This is a genomic window from Pseudomonas sp. QD4, assembly GCF_049199125.1.
Taxonomy (GTDB): Bacteria; Pseudomonadota; Gammaproteobacteria; order Pseudomonadales; family Pseudomonadaceae; genus Aquipseudomonas.
On record NZ_JBLZOM010000001.1, the window covers coordinates 699111 to 714149 of the forward strand.

Sequence of the window (15039 nt, forward strand, 5' to 3'; positions counted from 1 at the left end):
CTTCTCAAAGATTGCGCGAAATGACCATGCGCTGAATATCACTGGTGCCTTCGTAGATCTGGCAAACCCGCACGTCGCGGTAGATGCGCTCCAGCGGAAAGTCGCTCAGGTAACCGTAACCGCCCAGGGTTTGCAATGCCGAGGAGCAGACTTTCTCGGCCATTTCAGACGCGAACAGCTTGGCCATCGAAGCCTCGACCAGGGCCGGCTTGCCGCTGTCGCGCAGGGCGGCGGCGTAATGCACCATCTGCCGCGCGACGGCGATCTGGGTGGCCATGTCCGCCAGGCGGAAAGCCACCGCCTGGTGCTCGATGATCGGGTTGCCGAAGCTGTCCCGTTCCCGGGCGTAATCCCGGGCCGCCTCGAAGGCGGCGCGGGCCATGCCCACCGATTGCGAGGCAATGCCCACGCGCCCGCCTTCGAGGTTGGCCAGGGCGATGCGATAACCCTCGCCCTCCTCGCCCAGGCGGTTGGCCACTGGCACCTGCACGTCTTCAAACAGAATCTGGCAGGTGTCGGAGGCATGCTGGCCGAGTTTGTCCTCGACCCGCGCCACCTTATAGCCCGGCGAGTTGGTGGGCACGATAAAGGCACTGATCCCGCGCTTGCCCGCCGTCGGATCGGTGACCGCGAACACAATCACCACCCCGGCGTTCTGCCCGGACGTGATGAACTGCTTGCAGCCGTTGAGCACGTAGTGATCGCCCTCCAGCCGGGCCCGGGTTTTCAGGCTGCTGGCATCGGAGCCGGCCTGGGGTTCGGTAAGGGCGAAGGCGCCGAGCATGGCCCCGCTGGCCAGGGGCTTGAGAAAACGCTCCTTCTGCTCATCGTTGCCAAACTTGAGGATCGGCACGCAACCCACCGAGTTGTGCACGCTCATGATGGTCGAGCAGGCACCGTCGCCGGCAGCGATTTCTTCCAGGGCCATGGCATAGGCCAGGTAGCCGGTGTCGCAACCGCCCCACTGCTCGGGCACCAGCATGCCGAAAAAGCCCAGCTCGGCCATCTCGCCGATGGCCTCCTTGGGGAAACGGTGTTCGCGATCCCACTCGGCGGCGAACGGTTTCAGCCGTTCCTGGGCAAATTGCCGGGCCGCTTCGCTGATCTGCAGTTGTTCGTCATTGGGCAACATGGCACTTCCTCAATACAGGCATTCAACGGCCATGGCCGTGGCCTCACCGCCGCCGATGCAGATGGCCGCCACCCCGTGCTTCAGGTTTTTCTGGCGCAGGGCCGACAGCAGGGTCACCAGGATCCGCGCACCCGAGGCACCGATCGGGTGGCCCAGGGCGCAGGCGCCGCCGTGCACGTTGACCTTGTCGTGGGGGATTTCCAGCTTGCTCATGGTGACCAGGCTGACCACGGCAAAGGCTTCGTTGATTTCAAACAGGTCGACCTGATCCAGGGACCAGCCGGTTTTCTGCATCAGTTTCTTGATCGCACCCACCGGGGCTACCGGGAACAGCCCCGGGGTGTCGGCAAATGCCGCGTGGCCGTGAATCACCGCCAACGGCTTGAGCCCGAGTTTCTGCGCCTGGGAGCGACGCATCAGCAGCAGGGCCGCCGCGCCGTCGGAGATAGAACTGGAGTTGGCGGCGGTAACCGTGCCCCCGTCGCGGAACGCCGGTTTCAGCGAGGCGATCTTGTCCAGCTTGGCCTTGGGCGGCTGTTCGTCGTTGCTGATCAGCACCTGCTCTTTGCCGACGGTGACGTTCAGCGGCACGATCTCGGCCTTGAAGCTGCCATCCTGGATCGCCTGTTGCGCGCGGGTGGTGGAGGCAATGGCGAAGGCGTCCTGGGCTTCACGGCTGAAGCCGTGCTCCTGGGCACAGTCCTCGGCAAAGGTGCCCATCAGCCGGCCCTTGTCGTAGGCGTCTTCCAGGCCATCGAGGAACATATGGTCGATGACCCGGCCGTGGCCCATGCGGTAGCCGCTGCGGGCGCGGTCCAGCAGGTACGGCGCGTTGGACATACTTTCCATGCCCCCGGCCACCACCACCTCGGCGCTGCCGGCCACGAGCATGTCGTGGGCCAGGATCGCGGCCTCCATGCCCGAACCGCACATTTTGTTCAGGGTGGTGCAGCGCGTGGCTTTATCCAGCCCCGCGCCCAGGGCAGCCTGGCGCGCCGGAGCCTGGCCGAGGCCGGCCGGCAGCACGCAGCCGAACAGCACTTCGTCGACCGCGTCACTGGCCACGCCGGCGCGTTCCACGGCAGCGCGGATGGCCGCGGCGCCCAGTTGCGGCGCTGTCAGGCCCTTGAGTTCACCTTGAAAGCCGCCCATGGGGGTGCGGACGGCGCTGACGATAACAATGGGATCCTGGGAGGTGTTCATGGGGCAATCTCCTGCTTATTTGGCGGCCATGCGCAAGGCACCGTCGAGACGGATCACCTCGCCGTTGAGCATGCTGTTTTCAATGATATGCCGGGCCAGCGCCGCGTATTCCGCGGGTTTGCCCAGGCGTGGCGGGAATGGCACGCCCGCCGCCAGGCCGGCGCGCACTTCATCGCTCATGCCGGCCATCATCGGGGTTTCAAAAATACCCGGGGCGATGGTCATCACCCGGATGCCAAAGCGTGCCAGCTCGCGGGCGGCAGGCAGGGTCAGGCTGGCGATCGCGCCCTTGGACGCCGCGTAGGCCGCCTGGCCGATCTGGCCGTCGAAGGCGGCGGCCGAGGCGGTGTTGATGATCACCCCGCGCTCGCCATCGGCATTGGCTTCGCTTTCTGCGATGGCGGCAGCGGCCAGGCGCAGCAGATTGAAGCTGCCGATCAGGTTGACGTTGATCACTTGGCTGAAGCTGGCCAGGGCGTGGGGCCCGTGTTTGCCGAGGATCTTCTCGCCGCGCACGATGCCGGCGCAGTTGATCAGGCCGTGCAGCGCGCCAAAGGCTTTGACGGTCGCCTGCACCGCCGCTTCGGCAGCAGCTTCCTGGCTGATGTCGGCCACCACGCTGTGGCAGCCAAGCTTCTGCGCCTGGGCCGCCACGGCCTCGGCATTGAGGTCCACCAGCATCACCTTGGCACCCGCGGCCACCAGCATCTCGGCGCTGGCGGCGCCAAGGCCGGAAGCACCGCCACTGACGAGAAAAACCTTGTTTTCGATCTGCATCATTATTTCCTTGGGTTCAAGCTTGAGCGTTGTGCGCCGCGGCCTCTTGAGCCTTGGCGATCTCCTGGTTGCGCAAGATAAAGCGCTGCAATTTGCCGCTTGGGGTTTTCGGCAACTCGCTGACAAATTCGATTTCACGGGGGTACGAGTGCGCGGCGAGGCGCTTGCGCACATGCTGGCGCAGTTCTTCGGCCAGCTCCGGCGCGGCACGGTACTGATTGCTGAGCACGACAAAGGCCTTGACCAGTTCGGTACGCTCCGGGTCCGGCTTGCCCACCACCGCGGCTTCGACCACCGCCGGGTGCTCGATCAGCGCGCTTTCGACGTCGAACGGGCCGACCCGATAACCGGAAGTGGTGATCACGTCATCACTGCGCCCGACAAAGCTGATGCTGCCGTCCGGGTTGAGCTCGACGGTGTCGCCGCTCAAGTAATAATTGCCGACAAAAGCCTTGGTCGGCGCGCCCTGGTAGCCGGCGAACCAGCACATCGGCGACTGCGTGCGGTCGACGGCGAGAATCCCCGGCTGGCCGACGCCCAGCTCCTGGTAATCGTCGTCCAGCACCACGATCCGGTGCCCCGGCGAAGCGAAGCCGGCAGCGCCGATATGCACCGGGTGGTCCAGGCCGTGGTGGTTGCACAACACCATGCCCAGCTCGGTCTGGCCGTAATGGTCGTGGATCACCACCCCCAGGTTGTCCGCAAACCAGCGGATCACTTCCGGGTTCAGCGGCTCGCCGGCGCTGCTGACAATGCGCAGCTGGCCCTTGATCGAACGGGCAAAGTCGTCGCCGCCAGCAATCAGCAGGCGGTAAGCCGTGGGTGAACCGGTGAGGTTGCTGATGCCGTACTTGTTGATCACCCGGCAAGTGCTTTCGAGGGTGAACGGGCCATCGTAGAAGGTGATCGGGTGGCCCAGGCCCAGGGGCCCGGTGACGCCGAAATAGATGCCATAGGCCCAGCCCGGGTCGGCGACGTTCCAAAAAGCGTCCTCGGGGCGCAGGTCCACCGCGTCACGGGTGTAGTTCTGGAACGCGACGATGGCCTTGAGCGGCACTTCCAGGGCTTTCGACGGACCGGTGGTGCCCGAGGTGAACATCAGCAGGAATGGGTCCTCGCCGGTCATCATGACGGGCTCATGCCGGGCCGGGTAATTGGCCAGTTCGGCCCAGAAACTGAAATCGCCGCGCACGATGCCCTGGCCCTTGGCCCCGCCAACGGTGGCGATGGTCGGGCAGCCCGCCACTTCCCCAAGCTTGGGCCGATTGACCGCATCGGTCACCACCAGGGCGGCGCCGGAGCTGCTCAGGCGATGCTCGATGGCCTTGGGGCCAAAGGCGGTAAACAGCGGTTGATAGACCGCGCCGATACGCCAGGTGGCGAGCACGGTAATCAGCAACTCGACGTTGCGTGGCAACAGGCCGGCGACCTTGTCGCCCTTGCCCACCCCCTGGGCCACGAGAAAGTTGGCGAAACGCGCGGCCTTGTCTTGCAGTTCGCTGAAGGTGTAGGTCGCGCTGCTGCCGTCGCGGCCTTCCCAGAACAGGGCGATGCGGCCCGGCAAGGCATGCCGGTCACAACATTCGATACAGGCATTGAGTGCCGACAGGTTGCCCGCCAGGGCAGCGTCGACGGTGTGCTGGTAGTTGAACTGTGTTGTGGCAGACAAGTAATCGCGCATCGCCAGAATCCCTCGCTGTTCTTATTAGGATGGGAACACCATAAAAGCGAGGAAATACTGGCGCTGCAGGCCTGCTGCGGCAATGGTCAAAGCCATCAAGTTGTGTGACTGGTTTGGCCAAGGCGCCGACCCTGGCGGCGCCCGGGGCACGGCTCAGGCCAGAGTCGGCGAATTCTCCAGCAGGGTCTGGGTGTAGGCCGCCTGGGGCCGGTCGAGCACCTCGTCCACCCGCCCCTGCTCCACCACCCGCCCGAGTTTGAGCACCAGCACCCGGTCGGCGATCGCCCGCACCACCCCCAGGTCGTGGGTGACAAACAGCAGGGTCAGGCCCTGGGCCTGCAATTGGCGCAACAGGGCCAGGATCGAGGCCTGCACCGAGACGTCCAGGGCCGAGGTGATTTCATCGCAGATCAGTAATTTCGGCTCGCAGATCAGGGCTCGGGCGATGGCCACCCGTTGCCGCTCGCCACCGGACAGGCTGTGGGGATACAGGTCGGCCACCGAAGCCGGCAACGACACACGCTTGAGCACCGCCTCGACCCGCTCCCGGGCCGCTGCGCCCTTGATGCCGAAGAAGTGCTGCAAGGGCGCGCTCAGGGTCTGGTACACGCTTTGCCGCGGGTTCAGCGCGCGGTATGGGTTCTGGAAGATGTATTGGATCTGGTGCCGCAACCCGGCAGCCCGCTGGCGCGCCGCCAGTTTCAGCGGCTGCCCCGCGTACCGCAGCTCGCCCTCGGCGTTTTCCCCAAGCCCGGCCACCGCCCGCGCCAGGCTGGTCTTGCCCGAACCGGACTCCCCCACCAGCGCCAGGCATTCCCCGGGCAGCAGGCGCAGCGAGACGTCGAACAGCACCTGGCGGTCGTAGGCCAGGTTCAGGCCGTTGATTTCCAGCAGCGCCGGGCGCGGCGCACTGTCTTCAATCGCTAGCAGCGGCAGCTGGGGTGTCAGTTGCAGGCCCTGCACATAGGGTTCGACACAGGCCACCTGCTGCTGCGCCACCAGCTCGCGCAGGGGCGGCTCGGCTTCGCTGCACTCGGCACGCCGCCGCGAGCAGCGGGGAGCGAAGGCGCAACCGGCAGGTCGCTGCCCAGGCGCCGGGGCGTGCCCGGGAATCGCCAGCAGCTCGCGGCGCTGGGCAACATCCGGGATCGCCGCCAGCAACCCCCGGGTGTAAGGGTGCGCGGGCCGGGTAAACAGCGCCTCGCGGCTGGCAATTTCCACCAGGCGGCCGGCGTACATCACCATCACCCGGTCCACCAGGTCCTTGATCACCGCCAGGTCGTGGGACACGTACACCGCCGCCACCCCCAGGCTTTTGCACAGCCGACGCAGGGTGGCGAGGATATGGGCCTGGGTGGTGACGTCCAGGGCCGTGGTCGGTTCGTCCAGCACAATCAGCCGTGGCCGCAGGACAAACGCCAGGGCCAGCATCACCCGCTGCTGCTGGCCGCCGGACAGTTGATGGGGAAAACGCCGCAGAAACTCCGGGTCATCCGGCAAGCCGACATCGCGCAGGGTCTCGACGATCCGCTGTTGCTGGGCCGCGCGGTCCAGGCGCACCTGATGCACGGCCAGGGTTTCGCGCAGCAGGCCGCCGATGCGCAGCGCCGGATTGAGCGCAGTGGCCGGGTCCTGGGCGACGTAGCCGATCAGGCTGCCCCGGGCCTGGCGCAGGGCCTCGCCCTGCAGTTCCAGCAGCGCCTGCCCCGCCACTTCAACCCGCCCGCTGACAATCCGTGCGCCGCGCCGGGCATGGGCCAGCAAGGCGGTCGCCAGGGTGGTCTTGCCCGACCCCGACTCCCCTACCAGCCCGACAATCTCCCCGGCGTCGAGGCTGAAGGACACCCCCGACAGCACATCCACCTGGTCCCGCAGTTCGACCCGTAATTGAGTGACTTGCAACACTCGGGTGCTGACAGGGCTGCGCGGCGTCTCGATCCCGGCGATGGCGTTCATGGTTGTTTGTCTCCGATCCGTGAGCTGCTGCGACCGATGCCTTCGGCGAGGATATTGGTGCCATAGGCGAAGATCCCGATCAGCACCGCCGGGGCCAGCACTGCCCAGGGCTGGACCAGCAGCCCGGCCTGGTTTTCATTGATCATCAAACCCCAGTCGGCGGTGGGCGGAGCCACGCCGTAGCCGAGGAAGCTCAAGCCCGAGAGCATGCCCACGCCCCAGGTCAGCATGTTGCCGAAATGCACCAGCAGCGGCGTGAGGATGTTGGGCAGAATCTCGCGCAGCAGAATCCGCCGCCGCGAATACCCCATCATCTGCGCCGCCTCGACAAACTCCTGGCCGGCCACCGCCACCGCACTGCCCCGGGCCAGGCGGATCACCCCGGGGGTGAAGGCGATGGCCACGGTGAGCACAATCAGCCAGGGCGCGCGGCCCAGCATCGAGACAATCAACAGCACCAGGATCAGGTCCGGAAACGCCAGGGACACATCCGCCAGCCAGGTGATCAACTGGTCCAGGCGTCGCCGTGAAAAGCCGGCCAGCAGGCCCAGGGCGCTGCCCACCAGCAAGGCGATGGCCGCCGCGGCCAGCGACATCCACAACACCGACAGGCCACCGCTGAGCAGCCGCGACAGCACGTCATGCCCCAGAAAGTCATAGCCCAGAGGCGCCGCGACCGACGGCGCGCCGTACACCTGGCCAAGCATGTCAGTCGGCGCATGGGGCGCCAGCCAGGGGCCGAACAAGGCCAGGGCCACCAGCAACAGGGTGATCAGCGCGCCCTTGCGGGTTTGCGGTTCGGCCAGCCAGCGCTGCCAGCGGGCCCTTGATACGTCAGTCATGCGTCACCTCTCAAGGCGCTTTGGAGGGCGAACGCCGCCACCAGGGCTGAATGCCCCGGCGGTTGCGGCGAATCATGGTCACCCGGCGCGCAGTGCGCAGTTTCGGGGTCAGCAATACGGTCAACAGGTCGGCCAGCAGGTTGATCAGCACCACACCGAGGGTGATCAGCAGCACGATGGCCTGGATCATCGGCAGGTCGCGCATCTGGATCGCCGAGTTGAGGGAGGTGCCGATCCCCGGGTAGCTGAAGATCACCTCGGCCAGCAACGCGCCGCCGATCAGCGTGCGCAGGGTCAGGGCCACACCCTGGATGGCCGGGATCAGGGCATTGGGCAAGGTATGGCGCCAGACGATGCGCCGCTCGGGAATGCCCCGCAGCCGTGCGGCAACCACGTAGTCCGACTCCAGGGCTTCGATCATCGAGGCGCGCACCATGCGCGTCAGGTACGGCAGCGCGGACAGGCCGAGGGCCAGCACCGGTAACACCAGGAACTGCAATTGGCGCAGCAGGGATTTGTCCGGGTCGAGGATCGACACCGCCGGCAGCAGGTCCATGTGCGGCATGGAAAACAGCAGCACCAGGCCGATGGCCAGGAGAAAGCCCGGGGTGGCCTTGAGAAAGATCAGCAGCGACAGGCTCCAGCGATCGACCCGGCTGTCCCGGCGCAAGGCCAGGGACACCCCCAACAGCAACGCCAGCGGCACCACCAGGGCGATGACCCCGGCGAGCAGGGCCAGGGTGTAGCCGAAACGCCCGAACAGGATGTCGGCCACCGGCGCATTGGAGTCCAGGGACACCCCCAGCTCGCCACTCAGGGCCGAGCCCAGCCAGCGCAGGTACTGCTCGAGGATGGGCCGGTCCAGGCCCAGTTGGCGTTGCAGGGTAAGGATGCTTTCCAGGGGCGCATCGGGGCCGAGGATCACCCGCGCCGGGTCCGAGGGCAGCGCCTGGGTGGCGATAAACACCACCAGGCTGATGACCCAGGCGGTAAGCAGGCCATAGCCCAGGCGCCCGATAAACCAGGCCAGCCAGGCCGGGGTGCGTGGGGTCTTGCAGGAAGCGTTGGCAACAGTCGGCTCAGGCATGGTTCAACCACAACTCGTCGAAACGCCAGGAGGCGAAGGTGGTCTGTTCCGGCTGCAAGCCGCCGACTCGGGTCGAGGCCGCATCCAGCACATCATTGAAGCCCCAGATCAGCAGGCCGCCGCGCTGGTGCTGGATACCTTGCGCCTCATGCACCAGCTGCTTGCGCAGCGCAAGGTCGGGCTGGGCCAGGGCATGCTGGTAGAGCGCGGTAAAGCGCGGGTCGTGGAAGTTGCTGCGGTTGTAGATAGCCTGGGGGGCATCGTTGTGCAGCGCCGAAGCGAGAAAGCCCCGGGCCGGCGTAGCGCCGGGCGACAACTGCCAGTTTTCCCGCTGCGGGCCGTTGAACACCGAGCCGTCGACCTGGGTCACCTTGATCTCGACCCCGGCCTTTTTCGCCTGCTGGGCGAACACCAGCGCGGCATTGACCCCTGGCCCCGGGGTGGTGGTCAGCTCGACCCGCAACCCGTCCTGCCCGGCCTGGCGCAGCAAGGAGCGCGCCTGGTCCAGGTCATGGGGGCGCTGGGCGATGGCATGGTTGTAGGTCGGGTCGTGGGGCGAATACAGGTCGTTGGCGATCCGCCCGAAGCCGTTGAGGCCGCGGTCCACCAGTTCCTGTCGGTCGGCCAGCAGGCGGAATGCCTGGCGTACCCGCTCATCCTGGAACGGCGCCTTGGCCAGGTTCAGGTTGAAGCCGGTGAATGAAGTACTGGGTGACACGTAGAGCTTGAGCCGGGTATCGGCCTTGAGCAGCGCGCTGTGCTCGGCCTGGACCCCGCTGGCCACGTCGATCTGCCCGGCGCGCAGGGCGGCGGCGCGGGACACCTGGTCCTTGAATTCGATGATCTCCAGTTCATCGGCATAGGGCTGGCCGGGTTTGTAGTAGTTCTCGAAGCGGCTGTAGAGCGAGCGCTGGCCCGGGATAAAACTCTTGAGCTTGTACGGCCCGGCGCCCACAGGGTTGGTCACCGGGTCATAGTCGGTGGGCACGATGCCGCCGAAGCTGATCAGGGTTTCATCCAGGGGGAAGAAGCTCTGGCCCTGCTTGAAGCGGATCTCGATCGTGCGCGCATCCAGCTTGCGCAGGGCCGTGCGGTCGATGGCCCCCACCAGCCCGGCAAAGGGTGAGGCAAGTTTCGGGTCGGTCAGGCGCAGAATCGAAAACAGCATGTCATCGGCGCCAATGCTCTTGCCGTGGTGGAACTCCAGCCCAGGCTTGATGCGAATGGTCCAGGCGCTGGCATCGGCATTGGGTTCGGCGAACTCGGCCAGGGCCAGGCGCGTGCTGACGTCGCGGTTCCATTCCCAGAACTTGCTGTACAGCGCCCAGCCGCGAATGATTCCGCCGCCCACCGGCTTGTGCGCGTCGAGGTTGCCGGACTGGTCGCCATCGATAATGCCGATGCGCAAGCGCCCACCCTGGACCGGCGTGCTGCTGAGCAGCGCCGCGCCATCGGCGGGTGCTGCGCCGCCGTCACAACCGCTGATCAGACTGCTGCCCAGCAACAGTCCGCCACCGACGGCCAGGCTGTTGCCGAGAAAGATCCGCCGCGAAAATGCCTCACTCATGGCCCTCTCCCCTATACCGCTTCGACGGCGCTGGGCTGGGCCTTGGCCACCGGGGTGACGCCCAGTCGCGGCACCTCGAAGCCATGGTCCAGGTCCAGCAGCGGGAACAGCAGGTCCGCCACCCGGTGCGCTTCATCGATCAACGGGAAGCCCGAAAGAATAAAGGCCGACGTGCCCTGGGCCTCGTATTCGCGAATACGTTCAGCCACCTGCTGCGCACTGCCCACCAGGTAAGTGCCGGCGGCCGGGCCGAGGATATTGAAGCCGAACAGGCTCGGGCCGAGCCAGACATTGGGGTAGATCTCCAGGTCCCGGGCCTTGGGCAGGTGCCCGGCGCGGATGGTCTCGACATTGCGCTGGGTCTGCGGGTCATCGCTGTGGAAGCTGTCCAGGGTTGCACCGGGCGGCAGTTGGCGCTCGATGGCGTTGCGCGCGGTTTGCAGCGAGGTGCGTTGCAGCAGTTTCTCGGCGTGGGCCCAGGCTTCTTCCTCGGTCTCGCGGACGATGATTTGCAGGCGGGTGCCGAAGGTCAGCTCACGGCCGATCTTGGCCGCTTCAGCGGCCACTTTGCGGAACTTGTCGCCGAGCTTGGGCGGGGTGTTGGCGAAGCTCAGGTAGACGTCGAGCAACTGCACCGAATGCGCCACCCCGGGGCCGGAGGTGCCGGCACCCCACAGCGGGATGCCCGGTTTCTGCCGCGGCGGATGCCAGCCGCCCAGGGGATGGCTGGCGGCGCCTGGCGAGCGCGCGGCGAGTTTGACGTAACGGCCGTCGTAGCCTGCGGTTTCACCGGCGTAGATGCTCTGGAAAGCGCGCCAGTATTCGAGGCTGAAGTCGTAGCGCTCGTCGTGGGGGTAATGCACGCCCAGGGTCGCCAGGCCCGCGTCATTGCCATTGACCACGTTGAACAGCAGGCGGCCGTTGGAAAACTGGTCAAAGGTCAGGGCCCACTTGGCCAACACCGCCGGCGACAGCTCGCCCGGGTGTTGCGCCACGAGAAAGCGCAGGCGCTGGGTGGCGTCGATCAGGGCCGCCGACACTGCCAGGCTTTCATTGGGGCTGGAGCCTAGCAACGAGCCGTAGTAGCCCAGCCGGTCACTGGCCACCGCCAGTTGTTTGAGGTGTTCGAAGTCGGTCTTCCAGCGGCCTTCGGGCTCCCATGGATAGGGGCCATCGGGGGTGGTGAGGTACCAGAGAATCTTTACCGCCATGGTCATGCTTCCTTGAAAGTGAGTGGACGACCGCGATCAGTTGCGGCGATCGATGGCCGGCACCAGGCCCAGTTCGGTGGCGCGCTCGAACAGGCCGCTCATTTTCCATTGCTGGGTCAGCACCCCGGGACCGTAAGGGCGCGAGCCGCCAAGGGCATCGGCCAGCAGTTGCAGTTGCGCGCCCTCCTCCAGCAACAGGATGAATTCGGCGGTGGCGCGCAGGCCCTGCTTGCCCCACACGGTGGAGCCGCCATTGGCTTCGAGAATCGCCAGGTTGAAGGGGTTCTCGGCGATCTTGTCGAGGATGAAGTCCACCTCCGGCTGACGACGATCGATGTACACCGGCAGTTCCCGGGCCAACTGGTAGCGCTGCACCGGCACGTAGTTGAATGGCAGGGTGCGGTGGGTCTGGGCCCAGGCACCGAGGTACGGCGAGTGCACGTGGGACACGGTGGTCACGTCCGGGTGGGTCTGGAACAGCTTGGTGTAGCGCCCGAGGCCGCCCTTGCCCTTGCCGAAAATCACCTTGCCGGCAAAGTCGGTGACCGTGGCCTGCAGCGGCTTGCGGTAGTTCCACGGCCCGCCGTAGTTGACCGAGACCAGCAACTCCTGGCCCGGCACCCGCTCGATAAAGCCGACGGTGCCGTTGGCGGTGATGGTGTTGGTTTCGCGGAACACGGTGAAGGCTTCTTCGGCGTCGATCAGCACCTGATCGATAAAGCTCTGCAGTTCTTGGCTGATGGGTTGTTCATGGATAAGTACGGTCATGGCAGTTCTCCGACAGGAATTGAGGTAAAGGCTGGGTTCAGGGTCAGGCGCGGCGTTTGGCCAGCAGTTCATGGGCCGCTTGCAGCGGGCGCGGGTCGACCCAGTCGGCGATGGCGAAATCGCGTTCGAGGAAACCGTGCAGGTACAGGAAGTCTTTTTGCACCCCGAGAAACTCCAGGCGCTGGGGCGACAGGTCCGGGGCCAGGGTGGTGTGGAAGGCGCCGCGATAGGCTTCGGCCACTCCGGCACTGCCGGCGCGGGTTTCTTCTTCGAGAATCGCGTTCAGCGCCTCACGGTTGTTGGCGGCCCAGTCGGCGGCATTCAAGGTCTGCGCGAGAAAGCGCACCACCAGCTCGAAATGGTTGTCCAGCAGGCTCTGGTGCACGGTGATCGGCCGTGGCGTGCCGTTGTTGATGCGGTAGCGCGGGTCGGCGATCAGGTCCAGGTCGATGCCCACCACCAGCCCCAGGCGCCGCGCGGCGTCGGCGGCCGACGCACCCTTGACGTACACCGCGTCGACTTCACCGCGCACCAGGTAGTCCAGGCCTGACCACAGGCGCTGCAAACCTTCCTGGGGGTTGGCGGCCTGCTCCTGGTTCTGCAATGCCACTTCCACCAGCTCGACGTCGTCGAAACTCAGGCCGGCCAGGCTCAAGGCACCTTTGTAACCGTGCAGGCTCATGGCCCGGGCGATGCTGCCCGGACGACTGTCGCCCCACGCCGGCAGGGCCAGGCGCTTGCCCTTCAAGTCCTGGGCGCTGCGGATCCCGGAGTCGGGGCGCACGAGGATGGTCTGCCACTCCTCGATCCAGGTCAGGCCGATCAGCCGGCTCGGTGAACCGGCGGCACGCGCGGCCAGGGCCGGGACATTGCCGCCCTCGCGAAACAGCCCGGGCAACTGGTGATCGTAGTGGTGATGGCCCAGCTGGCGGGCCTCCTGCAGGGTCGAGACCGGCAGGCCGTCGGCGGCGAATTCTTCGCTGAGCCAGCCCAGTTTGTAGGCGATCCCGGAGGCGGTCGGCACCGGGCAACGGGTGAACCAGATCTGTTCCAGGGCGGCCTGGGCAACGGGTTCGGCGAGTGTGGCGGCAAGCGTCATGGCGAGCTCCTGTGGCGGGTCAAGGCAGTCGTGGTGACTGCTGGCCAAGGTGGATGGCTTGCCTGGGCTATTGCAGCGCCCGTGCCAAGAGCGCAAAGCCCCGTTTTACAAGGCCTGGCGCCCTCCCCCTGACAATTCCCTGCGGCCGATTGCTGGCCTGCCAGCAGCTTTGCACGCCGACTGCTGCTGCCGGAGCAGCAGCCTGCCGGGCACTGCTGCTCCAGCAGCAATCGAGGCCTGACAGACGCCCTGCACCCAGGGTCAAGGCCCCGCCGGCTGTGGCTTGCAGGGGTTTTTCGGGGTTTGAAAAACGCCCTGGCGCAGAACTTGCTCAAGGCTGTTTCACCCAGCCGCCCTGGGTAGGCGCAGGCATCAAGCGCCTGCAGGGCGGCATCAGATCCCTTAACAGAGGTAATGCAATGAGCACCGTCGAACCCAACCCCGCCACGCAACCGTTGCAAGAACAGGCCCCCGTGCGCCTCCTGCACAGCGAGGCCGAGGCCATTGCCGTAGCCCGGGAGATAGCCAGGGAAATTGCCGAGATTGCCGCCGACAGCCAGGCCAACGGCCAGTTGCCACGGCGCCAGGCACAGTTGTTATCGGAAAGTGGCCTGACCGCCATCGGCGTGCCCAAGGCCTTTGGCGGTCTGGGCGCCTCGGTGCAGACCATTGTTGAAACCGTGCGCCTGATTTCCGTGGCCGACGGCGGTGTCGGCCAGTTGCTGCAGATCCATAACGTGATGCTGCGCGGGATCTTCAATGGCTACCCGGATGAGGTCCGAGACCGCCTGATCAGCGATGTGCTGGCCGGCAAGCGCTTCGGCAACGCCCTCGCGGAAATCGGCGGCAAGAACAAGTTTGCGCTCAAGACCCGGGTCGAGCGCCGGGCGGACGGCAAGCTGATCCTCAATGGCAGCAAGTTCTACTCCACCGGTTCGTACCTGGCCGAGTGGATCTCCCTCACCGCGGCCAGCGAAGACGGCGGCGCCGGGGTGCTGCTCAACCGCAATACGCCGGGCCTGACCCTGGTCGACGACTGGGACGCCTTCGGCCAGAAAAACTCGGTCAGCGGCACCGTGATTTTCGACAACATCGAGCTGGACGAGCGCTTCGTTTCCCAGCGCAAGGGGCCGATGAAACGCACGGGCCTGACCTTCCCGCAGATCCTGCACGCGGCCATCGACACCGGGATCGCCGCCGGCGCCCTGGGTGCAGCGGTGGAGTACCTGAAGCACCACGCCCGGCCCTGGGTCGAGAGCGGTGTGGATTTCGCCAATGAAGAGCCGCACATCATCAAGCAGATCGGTGAATACGCCGTGGCGCTGCGTGGCGCCGAATCCTTGCTGCGCGATGCGGCGCGGGTTTTCGACCAGCATGAGCTGGACCCGGAAAACAAAGAGCTGCAAGACGAACTGATTCTCTCGGTGGCCACCGCCCGCGCCCACTCCGACAGCGCCTCGCTGAAGATCTCCAGCGACATCTTCTCGCTGCTGGGGGCCAGTTCCTCACTGAGCAAATGGAACCTCGACCGCTTCTGGCGCAACGCCCGGGTCCACACCACCCACGACCCGATCCGCTGGCGCCTGCACCACGTGGGCAACTACTACCTCAACGGCGTCGACCCTGGCGAATACACCGCAATCCTCAATGCCAAGGAAAAACAGGGCGCCACCCGCAGCTGACCTGCCGACGCTGTGTGGCGCGGGATCCGGCCCG

Annotated in this window: 12 protein-coding genes; 1 reads left to right on the plus strand and 11 read right to left on the minus strand. The window is 66.0% G+C overall.

Features of this window, described 5'->3' with window-relative positions; translation table 11 throughout:
- Nucleotides 1–4: 4 nt before the first annotated feature.
- The 11 genes from ACOZJV_RS03170 to ACOZJV_RS03220 form a co-directional block, all read right to left on the minus strand.
- Nucleotides 5–1132: an acyl-CoA dehydrogenase gene (locus tag ACOZJV_RS03170; RefSeq protein ID WP_078473385.1), complete on the minus strand. Its 1128-nt coding sequence runs from the start codon at nt 1130–1132 to the stop codon at nt 5–7.
- A gap of 9 nt (nt 1133–1141) precedes the next feature.
- Nucleotides 1142–2335 (minus strand): acetyl-CoA C-acyltransferase, encoded by a 1194-nt coding sequence (locus ACOZJV_RS03175; protein ID WP_201130959.1) that lies wholly within the window; start codon nt 2333–2335, stop codon nt 1142–1144.
- A gap of 15 nt (nt 2336–2350) precedes the next feature.
- Nucleotides 2351–3112, minus strand: a complete 762-nt coding sequence (locus tag ACOZJV_RS03180) for an SDR family NAD(P)-dependent oxidoreductase (RefSeq protein ID WP_201130958.1) — start codon at nt 3110–3112, stop codon at nt 2351–2353.
- 16 nt (nt 3113–3128) lie between these two features.
- Nucleotides 3129–4793: an AMP-binding protein gene (locus ACOZJV_RS03185; RefSeq protein ID WP_421546808.1), complete on the minus strand. Its 1665-nt coding sequence runs from the start codon at nt 4791–4793 to the stop codon at nt 3129–3131.
- Nucleotides 4794–4946: 153 nt separating this feature from the next.
- The gene (locus ACOZJV_RS03190; RefSeq protein ID WP_201208191.1) at nt 4947–6749 is read right to left on the minus strand and encodes a dipeptide ABC transporter ATP-binding protein; all 1803 of its coding nucleotides are present in this window, start codon (nt 6747–6749) and stop codon (nt 4947–4949) included.
- Nucleotides 6746–7591, minus strand: a complete 846-nt coding sequence (locus ACOZJV_RS03195) for an ABC transporter permease (protein WP_201130957.1) — start codon at nt 7589–7591, stop codon at nt 6746–6748. The genes ACOZJV_RS03190 and ACOZJV_RS03195 overlap by 4 nt, the downstream gene beginning before the upstream one ends.
- 10 nt (nt 7592–7601) lie before the next feature.
- The gene (locus ACOZJV_RS03200) at nt 7602–8678 is read right to left on the minus strand and encodes an ABC transporter permease (RefSeq protein WP_421546809.1); all 1077 of its coding nucleotides are present in this window, start codon (nt 8676–8678) and stop codon (nt 7602–7604) included.
- On the minus strand, nt 8671–10245 hold the full coding sequence (locus tag ACOZJV_RS03205; RefSeq protein ID WP_421546810.1) for an ABC transporter substrate-binding protein: 1575 nt from the start codon (nt 10243–10245) through the stop codon (nt 8671–8673). Before ACOZJV_RS03205 ends, ACOZJV_RS03200 begins: the two co-directional genes overlap by 8 nt.
- 11 nt (nt 10246–10256) lie before the next feature.
- Nucleotides 10257–11456, minus strand: coding sequence for an LLM class flavin-dependent oxidoreductase (locus ACOZJV_RS03210; protein ID WP_421546811.1), 1200 nt, complete (start codon nt 11454–11456; stop codon nt 10257–10259).
- Between the two features lie 36 nt (nt 11457–11492).
- Nucleotides 11493–12224, minus strand: a complete 732-nt coding sequence (locus ACOZJV_RS03215) for a class II aldolase/adducin family protein (RefSeq protein ID WP_078473394.1) — start codon at nt 12222–12224, stop codon at nt 11493–11495.
- Nucleotides 12225–12267: 43 nt separating this feature from the next.
- Nucleotides 12268–13323, minus strand: coding sequence for an ABC transporter substrate-binding protein (locus ACOZJV_RS03220; protein WP_421546812.1), 1056 nt, complete (start codon nt 13321–13323; stop codon nt 12268–12270).
- Between the two features lie 419 nt (nt 13324–13742).
- Between ACOZJV_RS03220 and ACOZJV_RS03225 the strand changes: the two genes are divergently transcribed.
- Nucleotides 13743–15005, plus strand: coding sequence for an acyl-CoA dehydrogenase family protein (locus ACOZJV_RS03225; RefSeq protein ID WP_421546813.1), 1263 nt, complete (start codon nt 13743–13745; stop codon nt 15003–15005).
- The last annotated feature ends 34 nt before the right edge of the window (nt 15006–15039 follow it).

What these genes read in the sequence shown, in the direction of transcription:
- ACOZJV_RS03170 (WP_078473385.1), bottom strand. Translation starts at nt 1,132, where the DNA reads ATGTTGCCCAATGACGAACAACTGCAGATCAGCGAAGCGGCCCGGCAA.
- ACOZJV_RS03175 (WP_201130959.1), bottom strand. Translation starts at nt 2,335, where the DNA reads ATGAACACCTCCCAGGATCCCATTGTTATCGTCAGCGCCGTCCGCACC.
- ACOZJV_RS03180 (WP_201130958.1), bottom strand. Translation starts at nt 3,112, where the DNA reads ATGCAGATCGAAAACAAGGTTTTTCTCGTCAGTGGCGGTGCTTCCGGC.
- ACOZJV_RS03185 (WP_421546808.1), bottom strand. Translation starts at nt 4,793, where the DNA reads ATGCGCGATTACTTGTCTGCCACAACACAGTTCAACTACCAGCACACC.
- ACOZJV_RS03190 (WP_201208191.1), bottom strand. Translation starts at nt 6,749, where the DNA reads ATGAACGCCATCGCCGGGATCGAGACGCCGCGCAGCCCTGTCAGCACC.
- ACOZJV_RS03195 (WP_201130957.1), bottom strand. Translation starts at nt 7,591, where the DNA reads ATGACTGACGTATCAAGGGCCCGCTGGCAGCGCTGGCTGGCCGAACCG.
- ACOZJV_RS03200 (WP_421546809.1), bottom strand. Translation starts at nt 8,678, where the DNA reads ATGCCTGAGCCGACTGTTGCCAACGCTTCCTGCAAGACCCCACGCACC.
- ACOZJV_RS03205 (WP_421546810.1), bottom strand. Translation starts at nt 10,245, where the DNA reads ATGAGTGAGGCATTTTCGCGGCGGATCTTTCTCGGCAACAGCCTGGCC.
- ACOZJV_RS03210 (WP_421546811.1), bottom strand. Translation starts at nt 11,456, where the DNA reads ATGGCGGTAAAGATTCTCTGGTACCTCACCACCCCCGATGGCCCCTAT.
- ACOZJV_RS03215 (WP_078473394.1), bottom strand. Translation starts at nt 12,224, where the DNA reads ATGACCGTACTTATCCATGAACAACCCATCAGCCAAGAACTGCAGAGC.
- ACOZJV_RS03220 (WP_421546812.1), bottom strand. Translation starts at nt 13,323, where the DNA reads ATGACGCTTGCCGCCACACTCGCCGAACCCGTTGCCCAGGCCGCCCTG.
- ACOZJV_RS03225 (WP_421546813.1), top strand. Translation starts at nt 13,743, where the DNA reads ATGAGCACCGTCGAACCCAACCCCGCCACGCAACCGTTGCAAGAACAG.